Below are 22,906 nucleotides of genomic sequence, written 5' to 3' on the forward strand. Positions count from 1 at the left end.
GGCCACAGGGTTTATGCAACGTTGGTCTTAATCCATCAGATTATAAATCGTAAGCGACTTCGCCGTGAATGGAGGTGTCCAGCCCCAGTATTTCCATCTTTTCGGGTACCCGGACTGAATCGAAAACATTGATGACTTTTAGAATTAGATAGGTTACGACAAAGGCGTAGACACCAGTAAAGACAACACCAAATACCTGAATCAGGAATTGGTGAACGTTACCCTGAACTAGCCCACTCGTGCCATTAACGACTGATTCGGCAAAGACACCCACCAGTATGGAGCCCAGAATACCGCCGACTCCATGAACTCCCCAGACGTCAAGGGCATCGTCCCAGTCAAGTTTAATTCGCACTTGTACAGCCAGATAACAAACAACGGAGGACAAAATGCCGATAATTACTGCAGCCCATGGTCGGACATAACCCGCTGCTGGCGTAATTGTTGCCAAACCAGCGACTGCACCGGTCAGAACGCCGACCATAGTCGGTTTCTTTTCATGAATCCAAGAAATTAATAGCCAAGTAATCATGGCCAGCGAACCAGCAATATCTGTATTCACAAAGGCCGTTGCCGCGATTCCATTAGCGGCTAAAGCGCTGCCGCCATTGAAACCGAACCAGCCAAACCATAAGAGGCCAGTTCCTAAGGCAACAAAGGCAATGTTATGGGGTGCGGCATTTTCCCCTGGCACCATAACTCGTTTGCCGACAAAAAAGACAGAGGCCAAGGCAGCAATGCCAGCGCTGACGTGAACAACGATACCACCTGCAAAATCAACCACGCCCATTTGAGCCAGAAAACCGCCGCCCCAGACCCAGTGGGTCAAAGGTATATAGACTAAAATGCTCCACAGGACTAAAAACTTCAGGTAGCTCTTAAAATTGACCCTGTCGGCAAAGGCCCCAGTAATCAAAGCAGGAGTTATAATAGCAAACATTGATTGATAAATATAGAATACTAAAAACGGTATCGTTGGCCCATAAGCAGGATTGGGGCTCATGCCGACTCCTTGTAACCCGAAATATTGAAGATTGCCGATCAGGCCATGCATGTCTTTACCAAAGGCTAGACTGAACCCGCCAAAAACCCAAATGGCTGTGACGATTCCCATGGAAATAAAACTCTGAATCATAATAGTCAAAACGTTCTTTTTTCGTACCAGGCCACCGTAAAAGAAGGCTAATCCCGGCGTCATTAGGCAAACCAGTGCAGCACTGATTAATACAAAGGCTGTATCCCCACTGTTGATCATCTCAAAATCCCTCCACTGTTTAAGATCGCTTGTTATTTACATCTTAAAACAGAAAAGCGGATTCGTTAATCAGGGTTATCCTGTATATTCTGAGAAATTCCTCTGTATTTTGTTAGGGCTCGATGAGGTGATTGCGGACAGCATATAAAACCAAATCCGTGATACTTTTCAAGCCTAGTTTATGCATAATATTCGAACGATGAGTTTCCACGGTCTTTAAACTCAAATTCAGCAGTTGAGCAATATCCTTGTTACTGTTTCCCTCGGCTAAAAGCTGTACTATTTCTCTTTCTCGGGAAGAAATAAGCTCAGCTTTCCCTCCTTTTCGGTTGAAATTGGCTACGAAGCCAGATACGACAGTTGAAGTAATATCTGAAGAAAGGTAAATTCCTCCAGTCTGTACGATTCTAATCGATTTTAGGAGTTCCTCCAGGGCGTTATCTTTTAAGACATAGCCGTTAACTTCCAATTGATACGCCCGGGCCACGAAATCCTCATTTTTATGCATAGTTAAAATAATTATCTTAATAGAAGGGTCTTCCTTTTTGAGACGAGCAGCGACTTCTAAACCATTGAGTCGAGGAAGAGAGATGTCCAAAATTGCAATATCTGGTTTCAGACGCAGAATTTCATCGAGGGCCTTGTGACCTTCGGCGGCCTCGCCAATCACTTCAATATCGCTTTCCTGTTGCAGTAAAAAGATTAGAGATTCGCGCAGTATTTTATGGTCATCGGCTAAAAACACCTTAATCGTCATAAGGTACCTCCATCATTAAGGTTGTCCCTTTTCCTTCTTCAGTGCTAATATGTAGCTTCCCACCGAGCATTTTTAGCCTCTCCTGGATGGAACTCAAGCCCAACCCGGCGTGGATTTCATTAACGTTAAAGCCCTGGCCGTTATCACTGATTTGAAAAAGATAAAGGTTGCTTCTGAGCCTGCTAAAGTTTACGGCGATTTGAGTCGCCTGAGCATGTTTTAAGATATTCGTCAAACATTCCTGAATGACCCGGTACAGATTTAAGCTAGCGGCTTCTTCCCAGATGGGCATTGTGGTTAGTAAATGATATTCAAACCGGATGCCACTGGCTTTTTCCAGGTTCTTCAATAAAACTTCGACAGACGCCGATAGTCCTTTCTCTTGCAAAAGAGCCGGTTTCAAATTAAATAAAACCCCTCGGATTTCCTCAATGGTTTCAGCTGTTAAGCTCACTGTGCGTTCGACCTGCCCACTTAACTGAGAATTCGGATGTTCAACCTTAATTTTCTGAGCAATCATGCCCAATTGTAGTTTTAAAGCTGCGAGGGATTGACCGACACCGTCATGAAGATCTCTTGCCAGTTTTACCCGTTCTTGCTCCTGAGTTTCCACGAGAAGCTTGGCTTGCTTCTGCAACAATTGATTTTGAACTTGGATTGTTCCGCTGAGGTCCTGAGTCAGAATCTCATAATGCGTCATTTTCAAATAGTCCTGCCAGGAATAAAGATCGGCGAATTCAACTATGTTTAATCCTTTTTCTTCTTCCTCTACGGAGACCCGTAGGCCAATCGTCTTATTAATCAGGTAAAACATCAAGAGCCCTAAACCAAACGCCCAGAGAAAATTAACACTCACGCCCGTCAATTGAACCAAAATTTTGACCAGGCGTGTTTGGCCATCCAAAATTTCCGATGGAGCTAAAAAAGCCAACAAGATCGTGCCCGTAGCGCCGCCAAAACCGTGAATGGACACCGCTCCCACGGCATCATCCAACCCGAGCTTTTCCAGCCACAATCCAGAAAAGACAACGACGGAACCTGAGATTAATCCAACTATAACGGCATCCTGTGGTTGGAGGTAGTTGGAACCGGCCGTAATAGCGACTAGCCCTCCCAAGGCTCCCGCAAAGATAGCCTCCATATAACTATGGTCTTTGAGGAAAAAATGGTTGGTTAGAATCGCACCGACAACTCCCGAAGCTGCCGAAAAATTGGTGTTTAATAGAATCAAACCGACTCGGTCATTAAACTCTAACAGGCTGCCACCGTTAAAGCCAAACCAACTAAACCATAAAATGAAAGTTCCTAAAGCTGCAAAGGGAATGTTGGATCGTCCTAATTTTTTTAACTTTCCGGTAGCATCCCAGCGATCTTTGCGTGCCCCGACCATGATAATTCCAGCTAAGGAAACCCAACCTGCCGTTCCGTGAACGACGGTAGCTCCGGCAAAATCTAAGAAACCCAGCTGTTTTAACCAGGCAGGTTGATTAAGGAATAAATCTCCCCATACCCAATGCCCAAACAGGGGATAAATGAAACCTGCAAGGAAACCTGCGGCGATCAGTAAGGGGAGTAGACGGGTTCTCTCAGACATACTCCCGGAGACAATCGTCACCGCGGTTCCGGCAAACATTAGTTCAAAAAAAACAAACACATATCCCAGGGAAGGATAAGTAAGAGGCAGATGGCTGAGTAACCAGTAGTTGCCACCGAAAATTCCCAGATGAGTGGGTCCGAACATCAGTGCAAAACCCAAAAAACAGTAAACCAAGGTCGTGATGACAAACGTGAGGATGTTTTCAATGGCCACACTAATGACATTCTTGGATTGGATAAATCCAACTTCATAGCAAACAAAGCCGGCCTGCATAAAGAAAACAAAACTCGCACTTACGATGATCCAGAGGTGATTCATATTCATGGTATAAATAGCTCCTTAAAAACGAAAACATTAGACATTTGTGTGTATAAAGCTTTGCGAAAACAGCTTAGTATACATTATTCGCCTACAGGGATCAAGGTATGCTGTTATACCCCTACACAAAAGAGACGAGGAAGCTTAACCAACCGCAAGTGTAAAATTACCAGTGTTTTTATCACTCCCTTGAAGAAGAATGAAAGAGATAGGGTGCTCCAATTTGAGAAGTTGCGCTTACACAAAGTTGTTCAAGAGCTCGAGATGAACTCTCCTTTTGGGGGTAAAGCTGTGATATATTGATACTATCATCTTAGTCAAAGGGAGGAAAGCAGTCTAGATGGACAAGACTATTCGGAAAATGATACCTGCAGAATTGGAAAGTATCTACCAACGTATTGAACTTGATTTTGCAGTAGGCGAGTATGCTCCATTGAATGTTTTGGCCAAACAGATTGAAAAGGGTGTACAACAAGGTTCTATTTTTCATAATGGTGAAAATGATGTTGCCTATTCAATTTGCGCAGATGGATGCGCCAACGGATATGTCCTCATTAGTTTATTGTCAGTGTATAATGATTTTAGGGCCCTTGGTCTTGGGTCGACTTTCCTAGAAGCCTTGATTAGAAATTATTCCCTGAAGCAAGGTGTTGTCGTTGAAGTTGAAAAGCCTGAGAACTCAAGAACTGACGAGGAAAGATTACTCTGCGAAAAAAGAATAAAATTCTATCAAAAGGCAGGGTTTAATTTGGTTCCTAACATCGATTATTCAATATGGGATGTTCCAATGCATCTTATGGTATTACCATTGAATGCGTCTATGAATACTATGAATAAGATGATTGGACAAATAATACGCGAAATATACATAGGACTTATGGGAAAACGCTATATTCATAAATTGGAATTTAGTTATGTATTACCCCAGGACATTAAAAGAGATGATCAGGATCAGAAAGGTTCAACATTATGACATGAGGGGGGAAGTTGTGTTTCAGATAACGGACGGAGAACTTGAGTATTTAATTAGAATAGCTCCAGAAATTAAATACCCCAAAGGGCAGATCGTTTTTTCAACCTGCCAAAGGACAAATGAAGTTTATTATATTAAAAGTGGTTTGGTTAAGATTTACCGCACTACATCAGACGGTCGTCAGGTGTCTGTTGCAATCCGGTATCCAGGTGACTTTATTGGTCTGGCTGAAGTGCTGAGTCATGTTAATGAGAGAGAGTATAGTGCAGAGGCAATGGACAATGTATCTATTATAATTATCGGAAAGGATAGCTTTAAAAAAATGCTGACCGAAATGCCCGAGTTTTCCGAGAAGCTGATCAGGCTGATGAGTGATAGGTTAAGGGAAGCACAGAATACAATCTATGATTTTATCATGAACCCTATTCAAGGGCGGCTAGCCATTCTTCTGTTAAATATGGCGGAACGTGCAGGGACTGAAGGAGACGATGGTCTTATTCGTGTGCGATTGCGAGTTACCCAGGAAGAACTTGCCTGCGTAATAGGCTCAGCACGTCAAACGATTTCGTCTCTCCTCAACTTGCTTAAGGAAGACGGGGGCATCCAATATGAAGGTAGAGAGATTGTTAGCGTCAACCCAAACAAACTAAAAACATGGATTCAGGAATAAGAAACGGAACTCTCATTAATAGAAGTGAGAGTGTTGAAATTGGATAAAAGTTATTTTACAAAATGAAATAAAAGCTTAGCCGATAAAATAAAGGTCTTGTATATTACCTTTATTTTATCGGCTGGCTTTTATTTTTTGTCACCAATACGACAGAAATGTGTCTCCAATTCGGTTTTCAGTACTTTGGTTTATTGTTAATATATTCACATGTGGTAAAACGCTTACAGAGGGGTGAGCTAAAAAGAATTAAAGGTTACCTTTGGATTACAATATGAAAGAATGGAGGGTGTTACATGTCTGAGTTTACCTCACAAACAAAAACAAAGAGTACGAAAGTTATGGCGAAATCCACTGGAATTAAACATAACAAGTATGCATTACCTGGATTTATTTTTTCTTGGATAGTATTTGCGGCAATCTTAACAATGGTTCCCACGTCTGAAAGTCTCACTGGAGGTGGTCGAGCAGCCTTGGCTGTGATGGGTTGGGCTACAACAATTTGGTTGACCAATGGATTGCCTTTAGCAGTTTCAGGTTTGATGATACCGGTGTTATTATCCCTTACCGGTGCTAGTAAAAAGCTCCCCGAAGCCTTTAGCGGCTTTACTAATGACGTTACCTTCCTTATTCTTGGGTGTTTTATTCTGGCTGCTGTTATGCAAGTCACTGGCTTAGACAAACGGATTGCACTCAGTATTGTTTCAAGAGTTAAACCCACAGTAGGGAGTGTTTTGAAAGGCATAATTGGGGCTCACCTAGTAACCGCTGTACTTGTTCCTGCTACCAATGCCAGAGGAGCACTTTTCTTGCCGATCATTCAAGGGTTAAACAGTTTATTTGAGAAAGCAGGTGAGGGTGCTAGGGCAAGAAAGGTATTTACAATGGTAGGTATCGGTTTCGCCTCACTGGCTTCCGGAACTATTTTGATGCACAGCCATATGTCGAATGTCATCGTGGCTCAAACCATTAATCAGGCCATGAAAAAAGACGTTATCACTTGGGGTTCATGGGCCTGGATGAATTGGCCTTTGCTGGGAATTCTGGTCATCATATATTACTGGGTTAATTGGGTCATGAAATCTAAAAATATTGAAGTCCCTGGTGGTATCTCGGAAATCAAACGCCAAAAAGAAGCGATGGGTAATATGACGACTACTGAATGGATTGTATTAGTAACCTTTGGCATTGCTATTTTATTGTGGGCAACCGAACAAATTCATGGTTATAATATGGCCTTAGTTGCCCTAGTCGCTGTGATGGTGCTATTTATTCCGGGCCTTACCAACTTTTCTTGGCAAAAGGTACAATCCAATACCCTCTTTGGTACTTGGTTGTTGCTCTGTGGTTCCTTGTCGCTGGTATCCGCTTTTTCAAAGACCGGTGTAGACAAGTGGATTGCCTCTCACTTAGTTGGTTTAGCACCGGCTTGGGGTTGGATTGGTGTTAGTATCTTCATCTGTGTGGTTGTGCAAATTAGCCGATTAGGTATTGTGAGTAACGTTGCGGCTGTAACCCTCTTGGCCCCTATTGTGGCTGCAATGGCCCCTATGCTTGGGCTGAACACCGTTGCCTTTACTATGATGGTGTTAAATGTGGATAGTTACGCCTTTGTTTTACCCATCTCGGTAACAGCCTGCCTAATCGCCTATGGAACCGAGGAATTTACCTTTGGCGAATTTGTTAAAGTAGGTGCTCCTATCACCTTAATGGTAATTTTCTATATGGTTTTAATCATGGTACCTTGGTATGCAGTAACCGGGTATCCCATCTGGGTACCCGTTCATTAACCTATTTAGGGAGGAAGATTCGATGTCAAGAGCAAATTTGCCCCAATCCTTTGATAAAATAGATGAGGTTCGCATCGATACAGATATTCTGATTATCGGCGCAGGAAATGCTGGCTGTTTCGCCGCCATTGAAGCCAAGCGTCTTAACCCTCATTTGAAGGTTACTTTAATGGAGAAAGCACACATCGACCGGAGTGGATGCCTAGCTGGTGGTATGGACGCGATTAATACTTATATAAAAAAGGATCGCACCATCGAAGACTTCGTTCGTTGGAGTCGTTCTCAGGCTGGTGGGCTGATCCGTGAAGATTTGACCATTTCGATGGCAGAAGTTTTAAACAAGCCTATCGAAGAATGGGAAGAGTGGGGTATGCCCATTAAATATGAAGAAGATGGGGAAGAGTACAAAACTAGGGGTAAATGGGATATCACCATTAGCGGTTCGGAGATGAAAGTCATTTTGGCTGAAAAGACCCGTCAAACTGGATGTGAAATCATAAATCGTGTAGTAGCTACCAACTACCTTATGGAGGGGAATAAAGTCATTGGTGCTATTGGTTTTGGTGTGAGAGACGGCAAGGTGTATATCATTCGAGCTAAGGCAACCATTATAGCCACCGGTGGTGCAGCTGGTTTGTATAAGCCGTATCAAAACGATGGTAATGACAGCCACCACCAGCTATGGTATGCCCCTTTTAATGTAGGGACTGGTTTTGCGATCGGTATTCGTCAGGGTGCTGAAATGACGACCTTTGAAATGCGCTGGTGTGCCACACGAACCAAAGATTTTAATGGTCCCATCGATACCATTTCAGTGGGTTATAAAACACCGATGATTAACTGCAAGGGCGAGCAGATTCTGAAAACCCGTTACGCTCACCTAGGTGGGGATGCCGCTCCCCGCTATATCCGAGCTAACGCGCCCATGGATGAGTGGCGTGAGGGTCGTGGTCCTTGCTATGTGGATACCACGCACATGACTCCCGACCAAATCCATGATATGAAATACGATTATCTAAATGAGCGCCCCAGCTATGTCTTATTTCTAGCCAGCCGAGCACAGGATTTAAGTAAGGAACCCATCGAAATTTATGGCTCTGACCCATACATTGTGGGGGGACATACAGCTAGCGGATATTGGGTTGATGTAAAAAGAGCTACCACCTTACCCGGATTATATGCCTGTGGTGATGTGGCGGGTGGCACACCCAATAAATTTGTGGGCGGTTGTGCTGCTGAGGGGCTCTTGTCTGCTAGGGCTGCCGTTGACTATGTGGCTAGTGTAGAGCAGGGTATCATTAACGAGGAGCAAATTTCCCAGGAGAAGGACAGGATTTTTGCACCTGGTTTCCGCCATAGTGTCGTGGGTGACGGTGTTAAACCCCGAGAAATGGAAGAACGGCTGCAGCGGCTGATGGATGAATATGCTGGGGGAGTGCACCAGTTTTTCAGAATGAACAAAGAAGGTTTGGAATATGCTCTGCGCAACCTCAAGATTTTGAAGGATCAAGTCAAATACCTAATTGCAACCGATCTTCATGAGTTGATGGATGCTCACGAAGTCATTGATCGATTAGACGTAGCTCAGGTACTGGTGCACCACCTGATGTACCGTGAAGAAACCAGATGGGCAGGCTGGCAAACCCGTGCTGATTTCCCAGAAAAGAACGATCAAAAATTCGATTGCTTTGTAAACTCCCGTTATAACCCCGAAACTGGAGACGTAGAAATGTTTACTCGCCCCTATGAACAAATCATCTCGGGGGACCGTTTAAAAGCTTAAGAAAGGAGGGTGACGAGATGCCACCAGTAGTATATCAAGATAAATGCAAAGGGTGCGGGAAATGCGAAGAGATATGTCCCGGAGATTTAATGGAATTAGATGAGAATAAGAAAGCTTTTTGTAGAGCTAAAAGAGATTGCTGGGACTGCATGGCCTGTGTAAAAGCCTGCCAATTCGAGGCCATTGAAACTAGAATTCCGTATCAATTGGGGTACTATCCAGCTAGACTTATCCCTAAGATGAAAGAAAAAGAAATTGAGTGGACCTGCATTGATATCAATGGTAAGGTTGATAAGTTCCTAGTAAAGACCCACAACAAATAAGTAGAACTTGATCGTTGAAAGCATCAAACAAGTACAGAGGTGTTGGTCACAGGGTGTTCCGCCTGTCGCATGCACATCGTAGATGGTTTGAATCGACAGAACGACGATGTATTGAAAGAGGCAGCTCAAGTGTTTGGGAATTAGATCATCTTCGATCATCTTAAATCATTGCTGAAAACAACAAGGCACTAAGAATTCATCTTAGTGCCTTGTTGAAGTTTTAAATGGAGGTAGGGCATTGGTTTTATCGTTAAACTGATAAATACATTGCTCTAACTTCGTCGTTTTCGGCCAAAGCTTCAACAGTTGCTTCAAAACGTACTTGTCCTTTTTCTAGCACATAGCATCGGTTGGCCAATTTTAGCTTCGAAATGGTATAATATGAAGAAAAGACAAAAAGTCAGGGTGATGAGGTAACGATGATCAAGGTTTATAATAGAAAGACCGGAAACTGTGAAATTGAAAAAGTTGCTGGAGAGTCGTACATTAATTGGATATATTCATCTTCTATGGGAATGAAGTTCTTAGAGCTATTTGTAAAGAAAAAACTCGCTTCAAATCTATGCGGGTATTATTGTAATAGAGTGATAAGTAGAACCAGAATTAAAAAGTTCGTCGACGAATTTAAGATTGATATGTCTCGCTTTGAAATACCCAAAGGTGATTTTCGGACCTTTAATGAATTCTTTCATCGAAAGCTAAAAGCGGACTATAGACCAGATGTGAAGGATAAAAGCATCCTAATTTCCCCCTGCGATGGTAAGATTTTGGCTTATGAGGATATCGATATCAAGAAGCTTGTCCAGATTAAAGGAATCACTTATTCTTTGGGAGAACTTATAGGGGCGGACTCTGTAAGTTCAAAGTATGCAAAAGGCAGTTGCCTTATTGTGAGGTTGAGCCCCTCAGATTATCACAGGTTTCATTTTGTCGATGATGGGGTATGTAGTCAAACAACGAAAATTAAAGGATTTTATTATTCTGTAAATCCTACATCGATCAATAAGATTAATAAGATCTTTTGCTCGAATAAACGCGAATGGAGCATACTTCGTTCGGATAATTTTGGCGAAGTGCTGTATGTTGAGGTCGGTGCTACGTTTGTTGGTTCAATTATTCAAACTTATATGGAGAATAGAAACATAAGAAAGGGAGACGAAAAGGGCTATTTCAAATTTGGTGGGTCGACAGTTATCCTTTTTTTCAAAGATGGGGTAGTTAAAGTCGACAAGGATATTATGGAGCAGACTGCAAAGGGAATTGAATGTTCCGTTGAAATGGGAGAAAGAATAGGTCTTGCGACTTTTAAGAAGAAGTAGTAATTACGTAAAAACATTTAATCAAAGAAAATAGCAATAAATTATTAGAACGTTAGCTATCCCTTAAATCGATGTGGGCTACCTCAAGCCTGCTGCCGTTTTAGGGGATTTGTTTATAGTTTTATTACTTATGCCTATGGCCTGACAAAGGTTATTTATTAAGTGATGTCGAAACGTAAGATATTACTCCAAAAACGGGGTTAATAACACAAAACTAAGTAGGCACCTTAGTTGATTCGAGTATAGTCGCTGTTTTTAAATAATAACTCTCGCACCTAAAATGGGAGGGGCAAATTTATGGATATAATAGATTCTTTTTTGATCTTCTGCGTTGAAGAAGTACGGTACGCGTTGGAAGTGGCAGCGGTGAAACGGATTGTACGTGCTACCGAAGTGACATTTTTGCCAGAAGCGCCTGACTCCGTCCGCGGACTTATCAATGTTGCGGGGGAAATCATTCCAGTGATTGACATGCGTCAGCGGCTCGGTTTAGCTGGCCGGGAGATGGAGCTAAGTGACCGATTTATTCTCTCGAACATGGCTGGTATGTCGATAGCTTTGTTAGTGGACAGGGTGGAAGGGGTAGTCGAGCTGCCTATACAGTCGGTAACAAGTGTGAAGACTGCGGTCCAAGATACCGTAACTAAAGCAGTTACCGTCGAGGGAAATATAGTTCTTATTCAACCTTTGGAGGCCCTTGTTTCTGAGGTTGCTCTCTTGCAGCTAGTGGACATTGGGCTGGAGGATATAAATGAATGAAGATTATTGGTTAAAGCAACTCGGCGTCTTAATCTCTGAGAAAATTGGTCTGCATTTCTCGGAGAACAGGATGCAAGATCTTCGACAGGCTGTGCAAATTTTCACTCAAGAGCATGGTCAGGGAGATACCGGATTATTCATTCAATCACTTATAGCCTCCACGCTAACTGAACAGCAGATTAAGACCTTGTCTAGTTGCCTGACGGTGGGTGAAACATACTTTTTCCGGGAGATGAAGAGCCTGGAGGCATTCAGGGATCATATTATTTCCGGATTCACTAGGCACCAGTCGGGGCGGGAACGAAGGCTTAGGGTCTGGAGTGCGGGTTGCAGTTCAGGAGAGGAGCCCTACACTGTGGCGATGCTGATCGACCAAATGATTCCCGAGACTAGAAACTGGGATATTCGTATTTATGGCACCGATATTAATCTGCAAGCTCTCGAAAAGGCTCGGCGAGGGGTTTACACAAAATGGTCGTTCCGTGGAACGCCGGATACCCTGAGGGATCGATACTTCGAACCAGCAGGGCAGGGAACGTATGCGGTGAAAGATCGCTTCAAGGACATGGTTTCTTTTTCCTACCTTAATCTAGCCACGGATGATTACCCAGCGGTACTAAACACTCAGAAGATGGATGTAATCTTCTGTCGGAACGTTATCATGTATTTTACGCCCCGAATGATTCAGCGGGTAATTCGGCGGATGCATCGCTACCTAGTAGATGGGGGATGGCTGATCGTAGCCCCTAGCGAGACATCAACACTACTTTCTTCAGAGTTCTCAACGGTTTCGTTCGAAGGGGCGACTCTCTATCGAAAAGTCAATCAAGAGCCATCTGTTCACAAGGTGTGGGCTCCGGCGGCCTCGGCAGTACCAGAACCGTTTCTGACTGCACCATCAATGTGGCCCGAAACCGTACAGATATTCCCGGAGGTATTCCTGTCGGCATCCACGGTGCCACCACGTGAGGATAATGAACGACGATATAAAGATGCGTTGGCCGCTTACCAAGATGGTCGTTATGATGAAGCGGTTGCTACGCTACAAATGATTTGTCCGGGGAACGGATACGGACAACATCAGTCGGAGACTGAGGGTAATGTATTTGCCCTGAGGGCTCGCATCTTAGCGAATCAGGGGAACCTTGAACAGGCCGTTGAGTGGTGTGAAAAAGCTATCACTAAGGATAAGATCAATCCCGATCACTGGTTCCTTCTTGCTATGATACTAATGGAACAGGGACAGGAAAAGGCTGCCGTTCAAGCACTCAAGCGTTCTTTGTATCTTAAGCCAGAGTTCATTGCAGCCTATTACTTGTTGGGAACTCTTGCACTCCGAGAGAACAGGCCTAAAGATTCGAATCGGTATTTTCGACAGGCAATATCGTTGCTGTCCAACGTACCAAAGGAAAAGACCTTGATGGAGTTGGACGGGATGACTGCTGGTCGACTGAGGGAAACGATTCAAACGTTGATGATTGAAGAAGGGATTTGAGAGTGATGAAGGAAAGCCTTTCTGATCAACAAAAGAAAAAAATATTTATGGATAGAGCAAAGGATCTGGCACGCGAAAACAATGATGAAACAGCCGAGGGCGAGAGCATCGGGGTGGTAGAGTTCAGATTGTCCAATGAAAAATATGCCATTGAGTCCAGGTATGTACGGGAAGTGCTCCCACTCAAGGAGCTGACAGCCGTTCCTTGTACCCCGCCCTACATACTTGGTATCATCAATGTGCGCGGACAAATCCTTTCCATCATTGACTTAAGAGTTTTCTTTGAATTGCCGCGGGAAGCGGTAACCTTTGCCACCAAGATCCTCGTGCTCAGCTCGAACGAGATGGAGTTAGGAATTGTAGCGGATGCGGTAACTGGGGCGCGATCTATTCAACTCGAACAGATGCAAGCAGGACTGCCAACCTTAACAGGCATCCGCGAGATTTATTTGCGTGGGGTTGTTGGGGATGATCTTGTATTCCTTGATGCGGCAAAGCTACTGGCGGATAAGCAGATTCTAGTCAATGAAGAAGTCGAAGAGTAGCAAACGCATGTTAGGAAGGATTTATATTTAGGTGTATCAAATTTGTAGAGGAGCATGATCATGTTTAATCTTAAGAATATAAAGATAGGACGGAAACTCGGGCTCGGGTTTGGGATTATTGTTCTTATTGTCATGGTCGTTGGTTCGATCGGGTATTATGGAATAACGCTCATGTCACAGGAGATGCGTTATATAAGTGGAAATAGTATTCCTGATCTTCAAAATCTCGCTACCCTCAACTATCAACGCATGGTTATACGTGCCGATTCAATGACTGTGGCTGCAACAGAGTCTCAAGTAAACGCGGATGATACTCTAAAAAGTGTGATGACTAGACGCAAAGCAAGTTGGGAAATAGTGGATCGTTCCTGGGGTATATTGGTAAGAACTCCGCAGACTTCTGATCAAGGCAGGGAATTAATGAAGCAGCTTGAAGGCGAATACACGGCCTGGCGAACTCTGTATGTCGATCTTGATAGGACTATCGAGCAGATTGCGCTAAACACAGATGCCAAGCAGAAGCGGGCGCTCTATGCCAAATATTCGGAGCTTGTGGTACGTATGATTCCGATATCAGATAAAATGGGTGCTACTTTCGATAGAATCACAGAAAATAACGTGGTTAACACTAATCAAATAATCAAGGAGCATATTGCAAAAGCAGATTTTCTCAAATTATTGAGCCTAATCACGATTGTCTCGAGCATCGTGCTAGTAATTATTCTGTCTGTGGTTATTACACGCAGTGTGAGCGTTCCGATTATGGCGGCTGTGGAGTTTCTCACCTGTATTAGTCAAGGTGATTTGATCCAAGAGGTTCCCAAGACACTATGCGACCGAAAAGATGAAAACGGGGATCTTGCGCGGTCCATGCAGACTATGATTGAAAACCTCCGCACTCAGATTCGTGATATTTCTCAGGTCTCCAATGGTCTTGTCCTTTCTGCCAGCGAAATAGCGTCATCAGTATCACAGGTGACTAGCGGGGCACAAGAGAACTCTGCGGCAGTGATGGAGACGACAACGACTGTAGAAGAGGTCAAGCAGACGGTAAACGTGACGAGCCAGAAGGCCAGAGAGGTGGCAGATAAAGCTCAACAGGGCCTCCAAGTGGCCTATGACGGTCGGCAGACGTCTGAGAATTTGGCTATTGGAATGCAGCACATTCGTGAACAAATGACGCTGGTTGCAGATACAATTATGAAGCTCAGTGAACAGAGCCAGGTGATCATTGAGATTACTACCACGGTCGAGGATTTAGCTGACCAGTCCAATCTTCTGGCAGTGAATGCGGCTATAGAAGCAGCTAAGGCTGGGGAACACGGCAAGGGTTTTGCAGTAGTGGCACAAGAGATCAAAAGCCTTGCGGAACAATCGAAACAAGCTACAAAGCAAGTGCGGAGTATTTTGAACGATATTCAGAAGGCTACAGGAGCAGCGGTGATGGCAACGGAACAGGGAAGTAAGGCTGTTGATGAAGGAATGAAAGAAGCTACGAGGGCGAGTGAATCAATTCAAGCATTGAGCAAAAACTTTTCGGAATCGACTCAATCTGCCGCTCAAATCGCAGCCGCTAATAAGGAGCAGCTCATGGCGATCGATCAGGTAACATCGGCGATGCAAAATATCGAAGAAGTGACCACCCAGAACGTAGCAAGTATGAGGCACTTAGAGATCGCGGTACAAAGTCTGAAAGACATGGGCCAAAATCTCTCTAGAACTGTAACTCGCTACAAGGTTTAAGTTCCATCGAGTTGGAGGTGAGCCACAATGAGTATATCTGAAGACGAATTTCTAAAAGAGTTGCGTAAGGTCTTTACGATTGAGGCTGAGGAGCATCTGCAAACGATTGTTGCTGGTCTGATCGATATCGAGAAAAATAAAGACCCAGCTGGGTATAAAAATATCATTGAAGCCATATACCGGGCGGCTCACAGTCTCAAGGGAGCCTCACGTTCAGTGAACATGATGGGCATAGGGATTGTCTGCCAGTCCGTAGAGAGTGTTTTTTCAGCGATGAAAAACGGCTTTTTGACACTCGGTTTCGGCGACTTTGATACACTTCATCGTGCAGTTGACGGCATCGCACGCATGTTAAGCTCGCCTTCGGGTGAAGGGGGCGAAGCAGTGGACGCACTTACTGGGCCACTAGACTGTATCGTGAGTGGCATTAAAAAGTCTAAGCAGCAGGAGTCATCTCTGCCTCTTGCGGACCCGATCTTGGTTGAGCCTATTGTGGGTTCTACCCTCTCATTCGTTGCGGAGGAACCATTAAGATGGTCGGAATTTCATAGCACGGAGCAATTAGAACAGGAACAGGAGGTTTCCAACGGAGAGATATCCGCAACTCCCGCTACGGATATAATGGCAATGGTGGAGACCATCCGGGTTGAAGCGACCAAACTCGACTCCATCCTCCTGCAGGCAGAAGAACTGATTTCCATAAAACTCGCGGGGGAACAGCGCATTTCAGAACTTGAAGATATTCTGACCCTATTCGGGCCCTGGAAAAAGGAGTGGGAGAAGGTAGGTACGAGGGCCCAAGTTTCGCCTGAACGAAGCCATACGGATTCTCAGGCATCGTTTGACTGGAATTACTCCCGCCTGCTTGATGCAGAAACTAAGCTAAAGGGCTTGAAAAAAGCTCTTCACTCCGATCTTCGAACAAACGGGATGTTGGTTGATCGTTTATTGGAAGGTACAAAAACCGTGTTGATGCTGCCCTTTTCGACTCTGCTGAGGGCGTTACCAAAAATGGTGCGTGATATCTCACGCCAGCAGAATAAAGAAGTAGACTTGGTGATTAGTGGTGGTGAAATCAAAGTTGATAAACGCATTCTCGAACGGATTAAGGACCCCTTGGTTCATCTTGTGCGCAACTGCATTGATCACGGTATTGAGAAAACGGCTACGCGTCTGGCAAATAACAAGCCAGCCTTCGGCACGATCTTAATCAGCATATCTCAGGTCGAAGGTACTAAGATTGAGGTACAGGTTACCGATGACGGAAGCGGGATTGATCTGGATCGCGTACTAGGAAGTACAGTCAACCGCGGTTTGCTTTCCGAAGAGGGCGCGAACGTCCTGGATAAGCAGTCAGCTTTACAACTGATCTTCGAATCCGGAGTTTCCAGCAGTAACATCATCACGGACATTTCTGGCCGTGGGCTTGGAATGGCGATTGTGAAGGAGGCTGTCGATAAACTGGGCGGCAGCATCGCCATTGAAACTCGTAAGGAGAAAGGCACCACCTTCAGGATTTGCCTTCCCTTGACGCTGGCCACATTCCGAGGAATCTTGATCAGAGAATACGGGCATAGTTTCACTTTGCCAACATCGAGTGTTGAACGTGTGATCCGAATCAGGAAGGATGAGGTTAGGAGTGTAGAAAACCGCGAAATCGTTGCAGTAGAAGGTGTTCCCCTTTCCCTGGTGAGGCTCGGTGCTGTACTAGGACTCGATCCAGTTGCCGATGGATTGGAAGTGTCGGATTTAATGACCATTGTTATTTTGAAGTCTGGCCAGAACCGCATGGCTTTTGTAGTCGATAAGCTCCTAAATGAGCAGGAAATTCTGATCAAAAATCTTGGCAAACAGCTTGTGCGCGTACGGAACATTGCAGGAGCCACAGTCTTGGGATCGGGACAGGTCGTTCTTGTCTTGAATGTTGTCGATCTGATGCGGTCTGCTACCCGTACTGCTAAGACAGCTCCGAATGTTCCGCTGGCAGCAAAAGCCGTGACAAAGCGAAAAGTAGTCCTCGTCGTGGAGGATTCTATCACATCGAGGACGCTGTTTAAAAACATACTTGTCTCGGCGGGGTTTGATGTTCATACTGTTGTAGATGGGATGGAAGCGTGGATAGCGCTTAAGGAGAAGCCATTTGACATTGTAATTTCGGATGTGGAAATGCCGAGAATGAACGGCTTTGACCTAACTGCCAAAATTCGGAGTGAAGCAAAATTGGCCGAACTTCCAGTTGTATTGGTTACCTCACTCGTATCGAGGGAGGACAGGGAGCGGGGTGTTGATGTCGGAGCAGATGCCTACATCGCAAAAAGCAGCTTTGATCAGAGTAATCTTCTTGAGGTCGTTCGACGACTGGTTGGTTGAGGGTAGTTTGCAGTACGTTTATGATGGAGGATATAAGGAATGATTAAGGTTCTTATTGTCGATGATTCCGAAGTACATCGGAATTATTTGACCTATATCTTAAGCTCTGATTCTGAAATCCAAGTGATAGGCCAGGCTGCTAACGGCAAGGAGGCCTTGGATTTCCTGAAGTCTCATCAACTCGATGTCATAACGATGGATATATATATGCCGGAAATGGATGGGTTTGAGGTTACACGCCGAATTATGGAGAACAAGCCGGTACCTATCGTGATCATTAGTGCCGTTTGGGATCCTAGGGAGGTAGAAAAAACGTTCAAAGCCATGGAAGTCGGGGCAGTATCACTTTTGGAGAAACCAGCAGGTATAGGGAGTCCGAATTACGAGAAGAATGCTGCAGAATTAATTGCCATGGTCAAGCAGGCAGCGGTGGCCAAGGTAGCCCGAATCCGGCCGCGGCGTGTCCCAGAGTCTACACCTGTTGTGATTCCGCCAACTAAGAAAAAGAGGAGGGAGATTGAGGTTGTCGTGCTAGGCGCTTCGACAGGCGGGCCAGCGGCGATTCAGCAATTTCTCACAGGTTTACCCAAGGATTTCCCCTTGCCAATCCTAATTGTTCAGCATATTAGCAGCGGCTTCACCCGGGGATTCGTGGACTGGCTGAATGAATCATCCCCTCTTCATGTATATGTTGCCACTCAGGGTGAACGTATTCAGGGAGGTCGTGTCTATGTAGCGCCGGAAGAGTTTCAGATGGGTGTCAACGATAGCGGGATCATTAAACTAAGAGAGGATCCTCCACAGCATTTTGTGCGTCCTGCAGCATCCTATCTTTTCCTGTCGGCGTTGAAAGCCTTCGCGAATGGCACCGCCGGCATACTGCTAACAGGGATGGGCATTGACGGGGCGGTTGAACTTAAACTGATCAAGGATGCGGGAGGGATTACGTTCGCTCAGGACCATGATAGTTCGATCATCCATGGCATGCCCGGGGAAGCTATAAGGTTAGGTGGCGCTGACTACGTGATGCCACCCAGGGATATTGCCTCTGTATTAGTGGATCTGGTTACAAAAACGTTTAATTGATGGTGTTAGAGGAGGGTGAACTATGGAAATGAAAGGCAAAATCTTAATCGTAGAGGATAGTTTGACTCAAGCAATGCGCCTTCAATTTCTTTTGCAACAGAACGGTTATGTCGTACGTGTGGCAAGTGATGGTGTCAAGGGCTTGGCGGCAGCGAAGGCGGAGAAACCGACGATTATTATTACAGATGTTATGATGCCTGAAATGGATGGGTACGAGTTATGCACTAGGATCAAGCAGGATGTAACCCTTAAGGATATCCACGTGGTGCTGTTGACATCGCTTTCCGATCCCCGGGATGTCATCAGAGGGCTACAGTGCGGAGCGGACAATTTTCTCACGAAACCATACGACAATGAACAGCTGCTTCGTCGGGTGCACCACATCCTTGTGAATATGGAAATGCGCAAAGAGGGCAACGCTCAGATGTCAGTTGAAGTATTCTTTGGGGGTCAGCGTCACACGCTAACCTCGGATCGAGTACAGATCATCGACTTGCTCTTGTCCACATTCGAGTTAGCCGTGCTTCAGAGCACCCATTTGGAGAAGGTTAGCGCGGACTACCGCAACGCCCTGGAAGACGTTAAGCGTGCTGAAGCCAATTTAAGAACGCTGATGGATATGAACGGGGACGCTATTGTGGTGGTCGACGGCCGGCAACTTGTCCGGTATGTGAACCCTGCGGCTGAGGGGATCTTCGGCCGAAGGGTGGATGAAATTCTGCATAAGCCCTTTGACTTTCCGATAGAAGTAGGGCAGCAAGAGATTACGATCAAGTGCGCTGGTGGGCAGCGGCTGATTGCCGATATGCGCGTCGTGAACTCCAAGTGGGATGGCGAAGATGTGCGCCTGGCCACAATTAGAGATATTACTGAAACCGCGATGTTGCGGGAACGCTTGCAGACAGAATCTATTACAGACTCACTTACAGGTCTTTACAATCGTCGTGGATTAATGACGCTTGGCGAAAATCAGCTTAAACTAGCTAGTCGGATGAAGAAACGGATTGTTTGCCTATTTGTCGACTTGGATGGATTCAAGATAATCAATGATATGCTAGGTCATGAAGAGGGCGACAAGGTACTTCGAGACGTAGCTCAAATCCTGAAAAAGGTTTTTCGAGAAACAGACCTCATCGCACGGGTAGGAGGGGATGAATTCGCTGTGTTGGCGCTCATGTCGGGGACGGAATCTGCAGATGAGCTGATCGCTCGTCTACAGGAGACTATCGCCCAGTATAACGTGAATGGTTGCCGACCGTATCCCCTGTCTATGAGTATCGGAACCAAGTTCGGTGACTTGGAAGCGCCAAGTTCAATCACCAAATTGATGTCTGGGGCGGACAAACGGATGTATGAGCAGAAATCAGTCAAGAAATGCGCATGTGAAGAAGCAAATTCGGCCGCAGAATAATCCTATAATTAGGCCTTTGTTTTTCACAGAGGCTTAATTATAGGCTTTTCATTGAGATTTCTCCTGCATATCTCAGGGCGATTTCAGCCACGATTTTCATTAACGTCGATTCTCGGCACTGTCAGGTCCGATTAATCCAAAAATTCCAGCTTCTTTACCATTCTAACAGTCTTGTAAATGACTTAATAGTTCTTTATGTGTCCGAAGTAAAATTTGAATATCTTCTTCTGATAGTTTTTCCAAGGCACTAATCATGGCTTGATAAGACAGCGGATTCTGGACAGATCGTCTCGATAATTCTTTACCTGTAGTTGTTAATGTCAATTGAATTTCCCTACGGTCTACTTCGGATGTTTTTCTCTCAACTAGACCTGAATTGACAAGGCCATCGACATTAACGCTTACAGTACTTTTAGAGAGCTGCAACTTTTCAGTAATATCTTTGAGGGTTATTTCAGGAGAAGAATATATGGTATTTAAAATTCCCATTTGTTGTAACGTTAGTCCCAGACTTACGGCGTTTTGTAGAGCAAATTTGGTAAGTGTTTTACTAATTGTCACAAAAGATTGTACCACCTCTGCTGCTCGCTTAACTTTGTCATTGTTGTAATCCATACATATGCCTCCTATAATGGTTCGTGATAAAACGATTTAGATATGAACTATTATAGTATATTGGGATAAGATGACAACTGCAAGCACCTTTGAACCAACGGAGAAATGGAAGCCTTTTCGTTCTTAGGAATGCTTTGTTCAAGTACTGAGCCTCAATTCCAGCGGCAAATGGAATTGAGGCTGTTAGCTTTTGAATTAAATGTTCTACTTATCTATTGTGTTAATGATCCTGATTATGCATATACATGTAACCTAAACCATAATTAGGAAGGTCAACAAATGCAGAAACAAAGCTTAGTTAAAGGCGTATTTGTCCTCACGATAGCAGCCTTCATAACTAAAATATTAGTTTTAGCAAATTCAATCGTTCAGTCAAGAGTTCTTGGTTCTGAAGGAATTGGGTTAAAAATGATGGTTATGCCATTCATGGGATTGATGATAACATTGACAACCATAGGGCTTCCCGTTGCTATTTCTAGATTGGTGGCGGAAGCAGATGCTCAAAGAAACGGAGCAAAAGTTAAAAAGATACTTGTAGTATCTTCAACCATAACCGGAAGCTTGAGCATTGTTGTAGCCTCTCTATCTATTTTATGTGGTAACGCATTTTCCTCATACTTTTTAACGGATCAGCGTTCTTATTATTCATTGATGGCTTTAATCCTGATCATTCCAATTGTTGCTGTTTCAGGTGTACTCAAAGGCTATTTCCGGGGTATGCAAACGATGAATCCAATTGCTATAGCGCAAGTCATTGAGCAAATTGTACGAATCGGTTTTACCTACTTCCTGGTTCAGTGGTTAATTCCTTACGGTATTGAATATGCAGCGGCCGGAGCTGTTCTAAGTAGTGTGATTGGGGAAGCCTTCTCGTTATTCTTTTTAATGCTGATGTTCAAACTCTCACACCGCAAGAAATTTCACCTTCCAAACTCTCTTTGGAAGAAAGTGTCGAGAGGGAAGGATATAGTTGTTGAATTATTACAGACAGCCCTTCCTACCACGGGTAATGGTTTAATATTTTCGGTTTCAAGGGCCATTCAGCCCATTATCATAACCAAAAGTCTGGCTGTGGCAGGAGTTAGTTCCATCATGATTACGAAAGATTATGGAATGTTGACTGGTTTTGTAATGCCACTTCTATTTTTTCCCGGTTTTATTAACCAGTCTTTGGGAGTTAGTTTGGTTCCCGCTATTAGTGAGGCGAATGCTGATAATAATATCCGGTTAATTCATCGTAGACTATATCAAGCCATTTGTGTTGCCCTCGGTGTTGGTATTCCTAGTACGATGCTTTTATACTTATTTGCTCATGAATTAATGATTGTGATGTACAAATCACCGCAAGCAGCCCCTTTATTAAAATTCATTGCACCATTCTTTATAATGCATTATCTCCAAACTCCTCTACAATCTGCCTTAGTGGGACTGGGGCATGCGAAAGTAGCTATGCTCAATAATATGATTTCCAAATGTACCACGCTTCTTCTCATTTATCCTCTTGCGACTCATTTTAAACTTGAAATCTATGGAGTAATATTAGCGATAAGTATAGGGGTCATAGTAGAAACGTTGTTGCATTTTTTCTCCGTTCATAAATTAGTAGGATTCTATGTTAATCCCCAGGAGACGATAAAGATAGTACTAGCGGGGATAGCCATGGGGTATAGTGGCCGGATAGCGTTTTCCTATCTAAAAAGTAGCGAGTTTAACCTAGGATTTATAACAATGATAGCAGTTATTCTTTCTATTTTAATTTATCTGATAATTCTCGTTTTCTTAAAGGTGATTCGCCGTAACGAAATCATGAGAGTTCCCTTAATTGGTAGAATACTAGTTCTCTTATTTCCCTTGAGACGGTAATCGCAGTTAAATCTAAGATGTGTGAAGAATGCTTAATCGCTTTATTTGCCCATAAATGTGTGTTTTAAGGTATCGGTTTAGCAACCGGTACCTTTTTTAGGTACTATTTTATCACCTGTAAAACAAACTACAAAAATGTCTGAATTAAGAATTAGCCCTTGAATTTACCGGTCAAAAATGAGATACAAGATCGTCTTTTAGGAGATTTTAAATCATATACTTTGTTCATTCAAAGTA

18 protein-coding genes are annotated in these 22,906 nt (G+C 44.1%); 14 read left to right on the forward strand and 4 right to left on the reverse strand.

The window, feature by feature from the left end; translation table 11 throughout:
• Positions 1–40 precede the first annotated feature (40 nt).
• The 3 genes from E4K68_RS13620 to E4K68_RS13630 form a co-directional block, all read right to left on the reverse strand.
• Positions 41–1,255 (reverse strand): ammonium transporter, encoded by a 1,215-nt coding sequence (locus E4K68_RS13620; RefSeq protein ID WP_135379484.1) that lies wholly within the window; start codon positions 1,253–1,255, stop codon positions 41–43.
• A 112-nt stretch (positions 1,256–1,367) separates the two neighbouring features.
• On the reverse strand, positions 1,368–2,012 hold the full coding sequence (locus E4K68_RS13625; RefSeq protein ID WP_135379485.1) for a response regulator transcription factor: 645 nt from the start codon (positions 2,010–2,012) through the stop codon (positions 1,368–1,370).
• Positions 2,002–3,933: a histidine kinase gene (locus E4K68_RS13630; RefSeq protein WP_135379486.1), complete on the reverse strand. Its 1,932-nt coding sequence runs from the start codon at positions 3,931–3,933 to the stop codon at positions 2,002–2,004. The genes E4K68_RS13625 and E4K68_RS13630 overlap by 11 nt, the downstream gene beginning before the upstream one ends.
• Before the next feature lie 334 nt (positions 3,934–4,267).
• Here E4K68_RS13630 and E4K68_RS13635 point away from each other — a divergent pair, with 334 nt between their 5' ends.
• The 13 genes from E4K68_RS13635 to E4K68_RS13700 all read left to right on the forward strand — a co-directional run bounded on the left by E4K68_RS13635 (position 4,268) and on the right by E4K68_RS13700 (position 20,191).
• A complete protein-coding gene (locus tag E4K68_RS13635) occupies positions 4,268–4,900 on the forward strand; it encodes a GNAT family N-acetyltransferase (RefSeq protein WP_135379487.1) in 633 nt (210 codons plus the stop codon).
• A gap of 16 nt (positions 4,901–4,916) precedes the next feature.
• The gene (locus E4K68_RS13640; protein ID WP_135379488.1) at positions 4,917–5,570 is read left to right on the forward strand and encodes a Crp/Fnr family transcriptional regulator; all 654 of its coding nucleotides are present in this window, start codon (positions 4,917–4,919) and stop codon (positions 5,568–5,570) included.
• A gap of 293 nt (positions 5,571–5,863) precedes the next feature.
• Positions 5,864–7,357: a DASS family sodium-coupled anion symporter gene (locus tag E4K68_RS13645; protein ID WP_135379489.1), complete on the forward strand. Its 1,494-nt coding sequence runs from the start codon at positions 5,864–5,866 to the stop codon at positions 7,355–7,357.
• Between the two features lie 22 nt (positions 7,358–7,379).
• A complete protein-coding gene (locus E4K68_RS13650; protein ID WP_135379490.1) occupies positions 7,380–9,140 on the forward strand; it encodes an adenylyl-sulfate reductase subunit alpha in 1,761 nt (586 codons plus the stop codon).
• Between the two features lie 17 nt (positions 9,141–9,157).
• The gene (locus tag E4K68_RS13655) at positions 9,158–9,463 is read left to right on the forward strand and encodes a 4Fe-4S binding protein (protein ID WP_135379491.1); all 306 of its coding nucleotides are present in this window, start codon (positions 9,158–9,160) and stop codon (positions 9,461–9,463) included.
• 419 nt (positions 9,464–9,882) lie between these two features.
• Positions 9,883–10,782, forward strand: coding sequence for a phosphatidylserine decarboxylase (locus tag E4K68_RS13665; protein WP_135379492.1), 900 nt, complete (start codon positions 9,883–9,885; stop codon positions 10,780–10,782).
• A 297-nt stretch (positions 10,783–11,079) separates the two neighbouring features.
• On the forward strand, positions 11,080–11,541 hold the full coding sequence (locus E4K68_RS13670; RefSeq protein ID WP_135379493.1) for a chemotaxis protein CheW: 462 nt from the start codon (positions 11,080–11,082) through the stop codon (positions 11,539–11,541).
• Entirely contained in the window at positions 11,534–13,036 is a 1,503-nt protein-coding gene (locus E4K68_RS13675; protein ID WP_135379494.1) for a protein-glutamate O-methyltransferase CheR, read from the forward strand. Before E4K68_RS13670 ends, E4K68_RS13675 begins: the two co-directional genes overlap by 8 nt.
• Before the next feature lie 47 nt (positions 13,037–13,083).
• Positions 13,084–13,581, forward strand: a complete 498-nt coding sequence (locus E4K68_RS13680; protein WP_158291421.1) for a chemotaxis protein CheW — start codon at positions 13,084–13,086, stop codon at positions 13,579–13,581.
• Between the two features lie 60 nt (positions 13,582–13,641).
• Positions 13,642–15,324 carry a methyl-accepting chemotaxis protein gene (locus E4K68_RS13685; protein ID WP_158291422.1) on the forward strand — a complete coding sequence of 561 codons (1,683 nt, stop codon included), beginning with the start codon at positions 13,642–13,644 and terminating at the stop codon, positions 15,322–15,324.
• 27 nt (positions 15,325–15,351) lie between these two features.
• The gene (locus E4K68_RS13690; RefSeq protein WP_135379497.1) at positions 15,352–17,694 is read left to right on the forward strand and encodes a response regulator; all 2,343 of its coding nucleotides are present in this window, start codon (positions 15,352–15,354) and stop codon (positions 17,692–17,694) included.
• Positions 17,695–17,733: 39 nt separating this feature from the next.
• On the forward strand, positions 17,734–18,780 hold the full coding sequence (gene cheB / locus E4K68_RS13695; protein ID WP_135379498.1) for a chemotaxis-specific protein-glutamate methyltransferase CheB: 1,047 nt from the start codon (positions 17,734–17,736) through the stop codon (positions 18,778–18,780).
• A gap of 22 nt (positions 18,781–18,802) precedes the next feature.
• A complete protein-coding gene (locus E4K68_RS13700; protein ID WP_135379499.1) occupies positions 18,803–20,191 on the forward strand; it encodes a diguanylate cyclase in 1,389 nt (462 codons plus the stop codon).
• 162 nt (positions 20,192–20,353) lie between these two features.
• Here E4K68_RS13700 and E4K68_RS13705 read toward each other — a convergent pair whose 3' ends face one another.
• The gene (locus E4K68_RS13705) at positions 20,354–20,806 is read right to left on the reverse strand and encodes a MarR family winged helix-turn-helix transcriptional regulator (protein ID WP_135379500.1); all 453 of its coding nucleotides are present in this window, start codon (positions 20,804–20,806) and stop codon (positions 20,354–20,356) included.
• Positions 20,807–21,085: 279 nt separating this feature from the next.
• Here E4K68_RS13705 and spoVB point away from each other — a divergent pair, with 279 nt between their 5' ends.
• On the forward strand, positions 21,086–22,669 hold the full coding sequence (spoVB, locus tag E4K68_RS13710; RefSeq protein WP_135379501.1) for a stage V sporulation protein B: 1,584 nt from the start codon (positions 21,086–21,088) through the stop codon (positions 22,667–22,669).
• Positions 22,670–22,906 lie beyond the last annotated feature (237 nt).

This window comes from Desulfosporosinus sp. Sb-LF (assembly GCF_004766055.1).
Classification (GTDB): Bacteria; Bacillota; Desulfitobacteriia; order Desulfitobacteriales; family Desulfitobacteriaceae; genus Desulfosporosinus.

What these genes read in the sequence shown, in the direction of transcription:
- E4K68_RS13675 (WP_135379494.1), top strand. Translation starts at nt 11,534, where the DNA reads ATGAATGAAGATTATTGGTTAAAGCAACTCGGCGTCTTAATCTCTGAG.
- E4K68_RS13670 (WP_135379493.1), top strand. Translation starts at nt 11,080, where the DNA reads ATGGATATAATAGATTCTTTTTTGATCTTCTGCGTTGAAGAAGTACGG.
- spoVB (WP_135379501.1), top strand. Translation starts at nt 21,086, where the DNA reads ATGCAGAAACAAAGCTTAGTTAAAGGCGTATTTGTCCTCACGATAGCA.
- E4K68_RS13665 (WP_135379492.1), top strand. Translation starts at nt 9,883, where the DNA reads ATGATCAAGGTTTATAATAGAAAGACCGGAAACTGTGAAATTGAAAAA.
- E4K68_RS13650 (WP_135379490.1), top strand. Translation starts at nt 7,380, where the DNA reads ATGTCAAGAGCAAATTTGCCCCAATCCTTTGATAAAATAGATGAGGTT.
- E4K68_RS13705 (WP_135379500.1), bottom strand. Translation starts at nt 20,806, where the DNA reads ATGGATTACAACAATGACAAAGTTAAGCGAGCAGCAGAGGTGGTACAA.
- E4K68_RS13700 (WP_135379499.1), top strand. Translation starts at nt 18,803, where the DNA reads ATGGAAATGAAAGGCAAAATCTTAATCGTAGAGGATAGTTTGACTCAA.
- E4K68_RS13620 (WP_135379484.1), bottom strand. Translation starts at nt 1,255, where the DNA reads ATGATCAACAGTGGGGATACAGCCTTTGTATTAATCAGTGCTGCACTG.
- E4K68_RS13625 (WP_135379485.1), bottom strand. Translation starts at nt 2,012, where the DNA reads ATGACGATTAAGGTGTTTTTAGCCGATGACCATAAAATACTGCGCGAA.
- E4K68_RS13635 (WP_135379487.1), top strand. Translation starts at nt 4,268, where the DNA reads ATGGACAAGACTATTCGGAAAATGATACCTGCAGAATTGGAAAGTATC.
- E4K68_RS13680 (WP_158291421.1), top strand. Translation starts at nt 13,084, where the DNA reads ATGGATAGAGCAAAGGATCTGGCACGCGAAAACAATGATGAAACAGCC.
- E4K68_RS13690 (WP_135379497.1), top strand. Translation starts at nt 15,352, where the DNA reads ATGAGTATATCTGAAGACGAATTTCTAAAAGAGTTGCGTAAGGTCTTT.
- E4K68_RS13685 (WP_158291422.1), top strand. Translation starts at nt 13,642, where the DNA reads ATGTTTAATCTTAAGAATATAAAGATAGGACGGAAACTCGGGCTCGGG.
- E4K68_RS13645 (WP_135379489.1), top strand. Translation starts at nt 5,864, where the DNA reads ATGTCTGAGTTTACCTCACAAACAAAAACAAAGAGTACGAAAGTTATG.
- cheB (WP_135379498.1), top strand. Translation starts at nt 17,734, where the DNA reads ATGATTAAGGTTCTTATTGTCGATGATTCCGAAGTACATCGGAATTAT.
- E4K68_RS13655 (WP_135379491.1), top strand. Translation starts at nt 9,158, where the DNA reads ATGCCACCAGTAGTATATCAAGATAAATGCAAAGGGTGCGGGAAATGC.
- E4K68_RS13630 (WP_135379486.1), bottom strand. Translation starts at nt 3,933, where the DNA reads ATGAATATGAATCACCTCTGGATCATCGTAAGTGCGAGTTTTGTTTTC.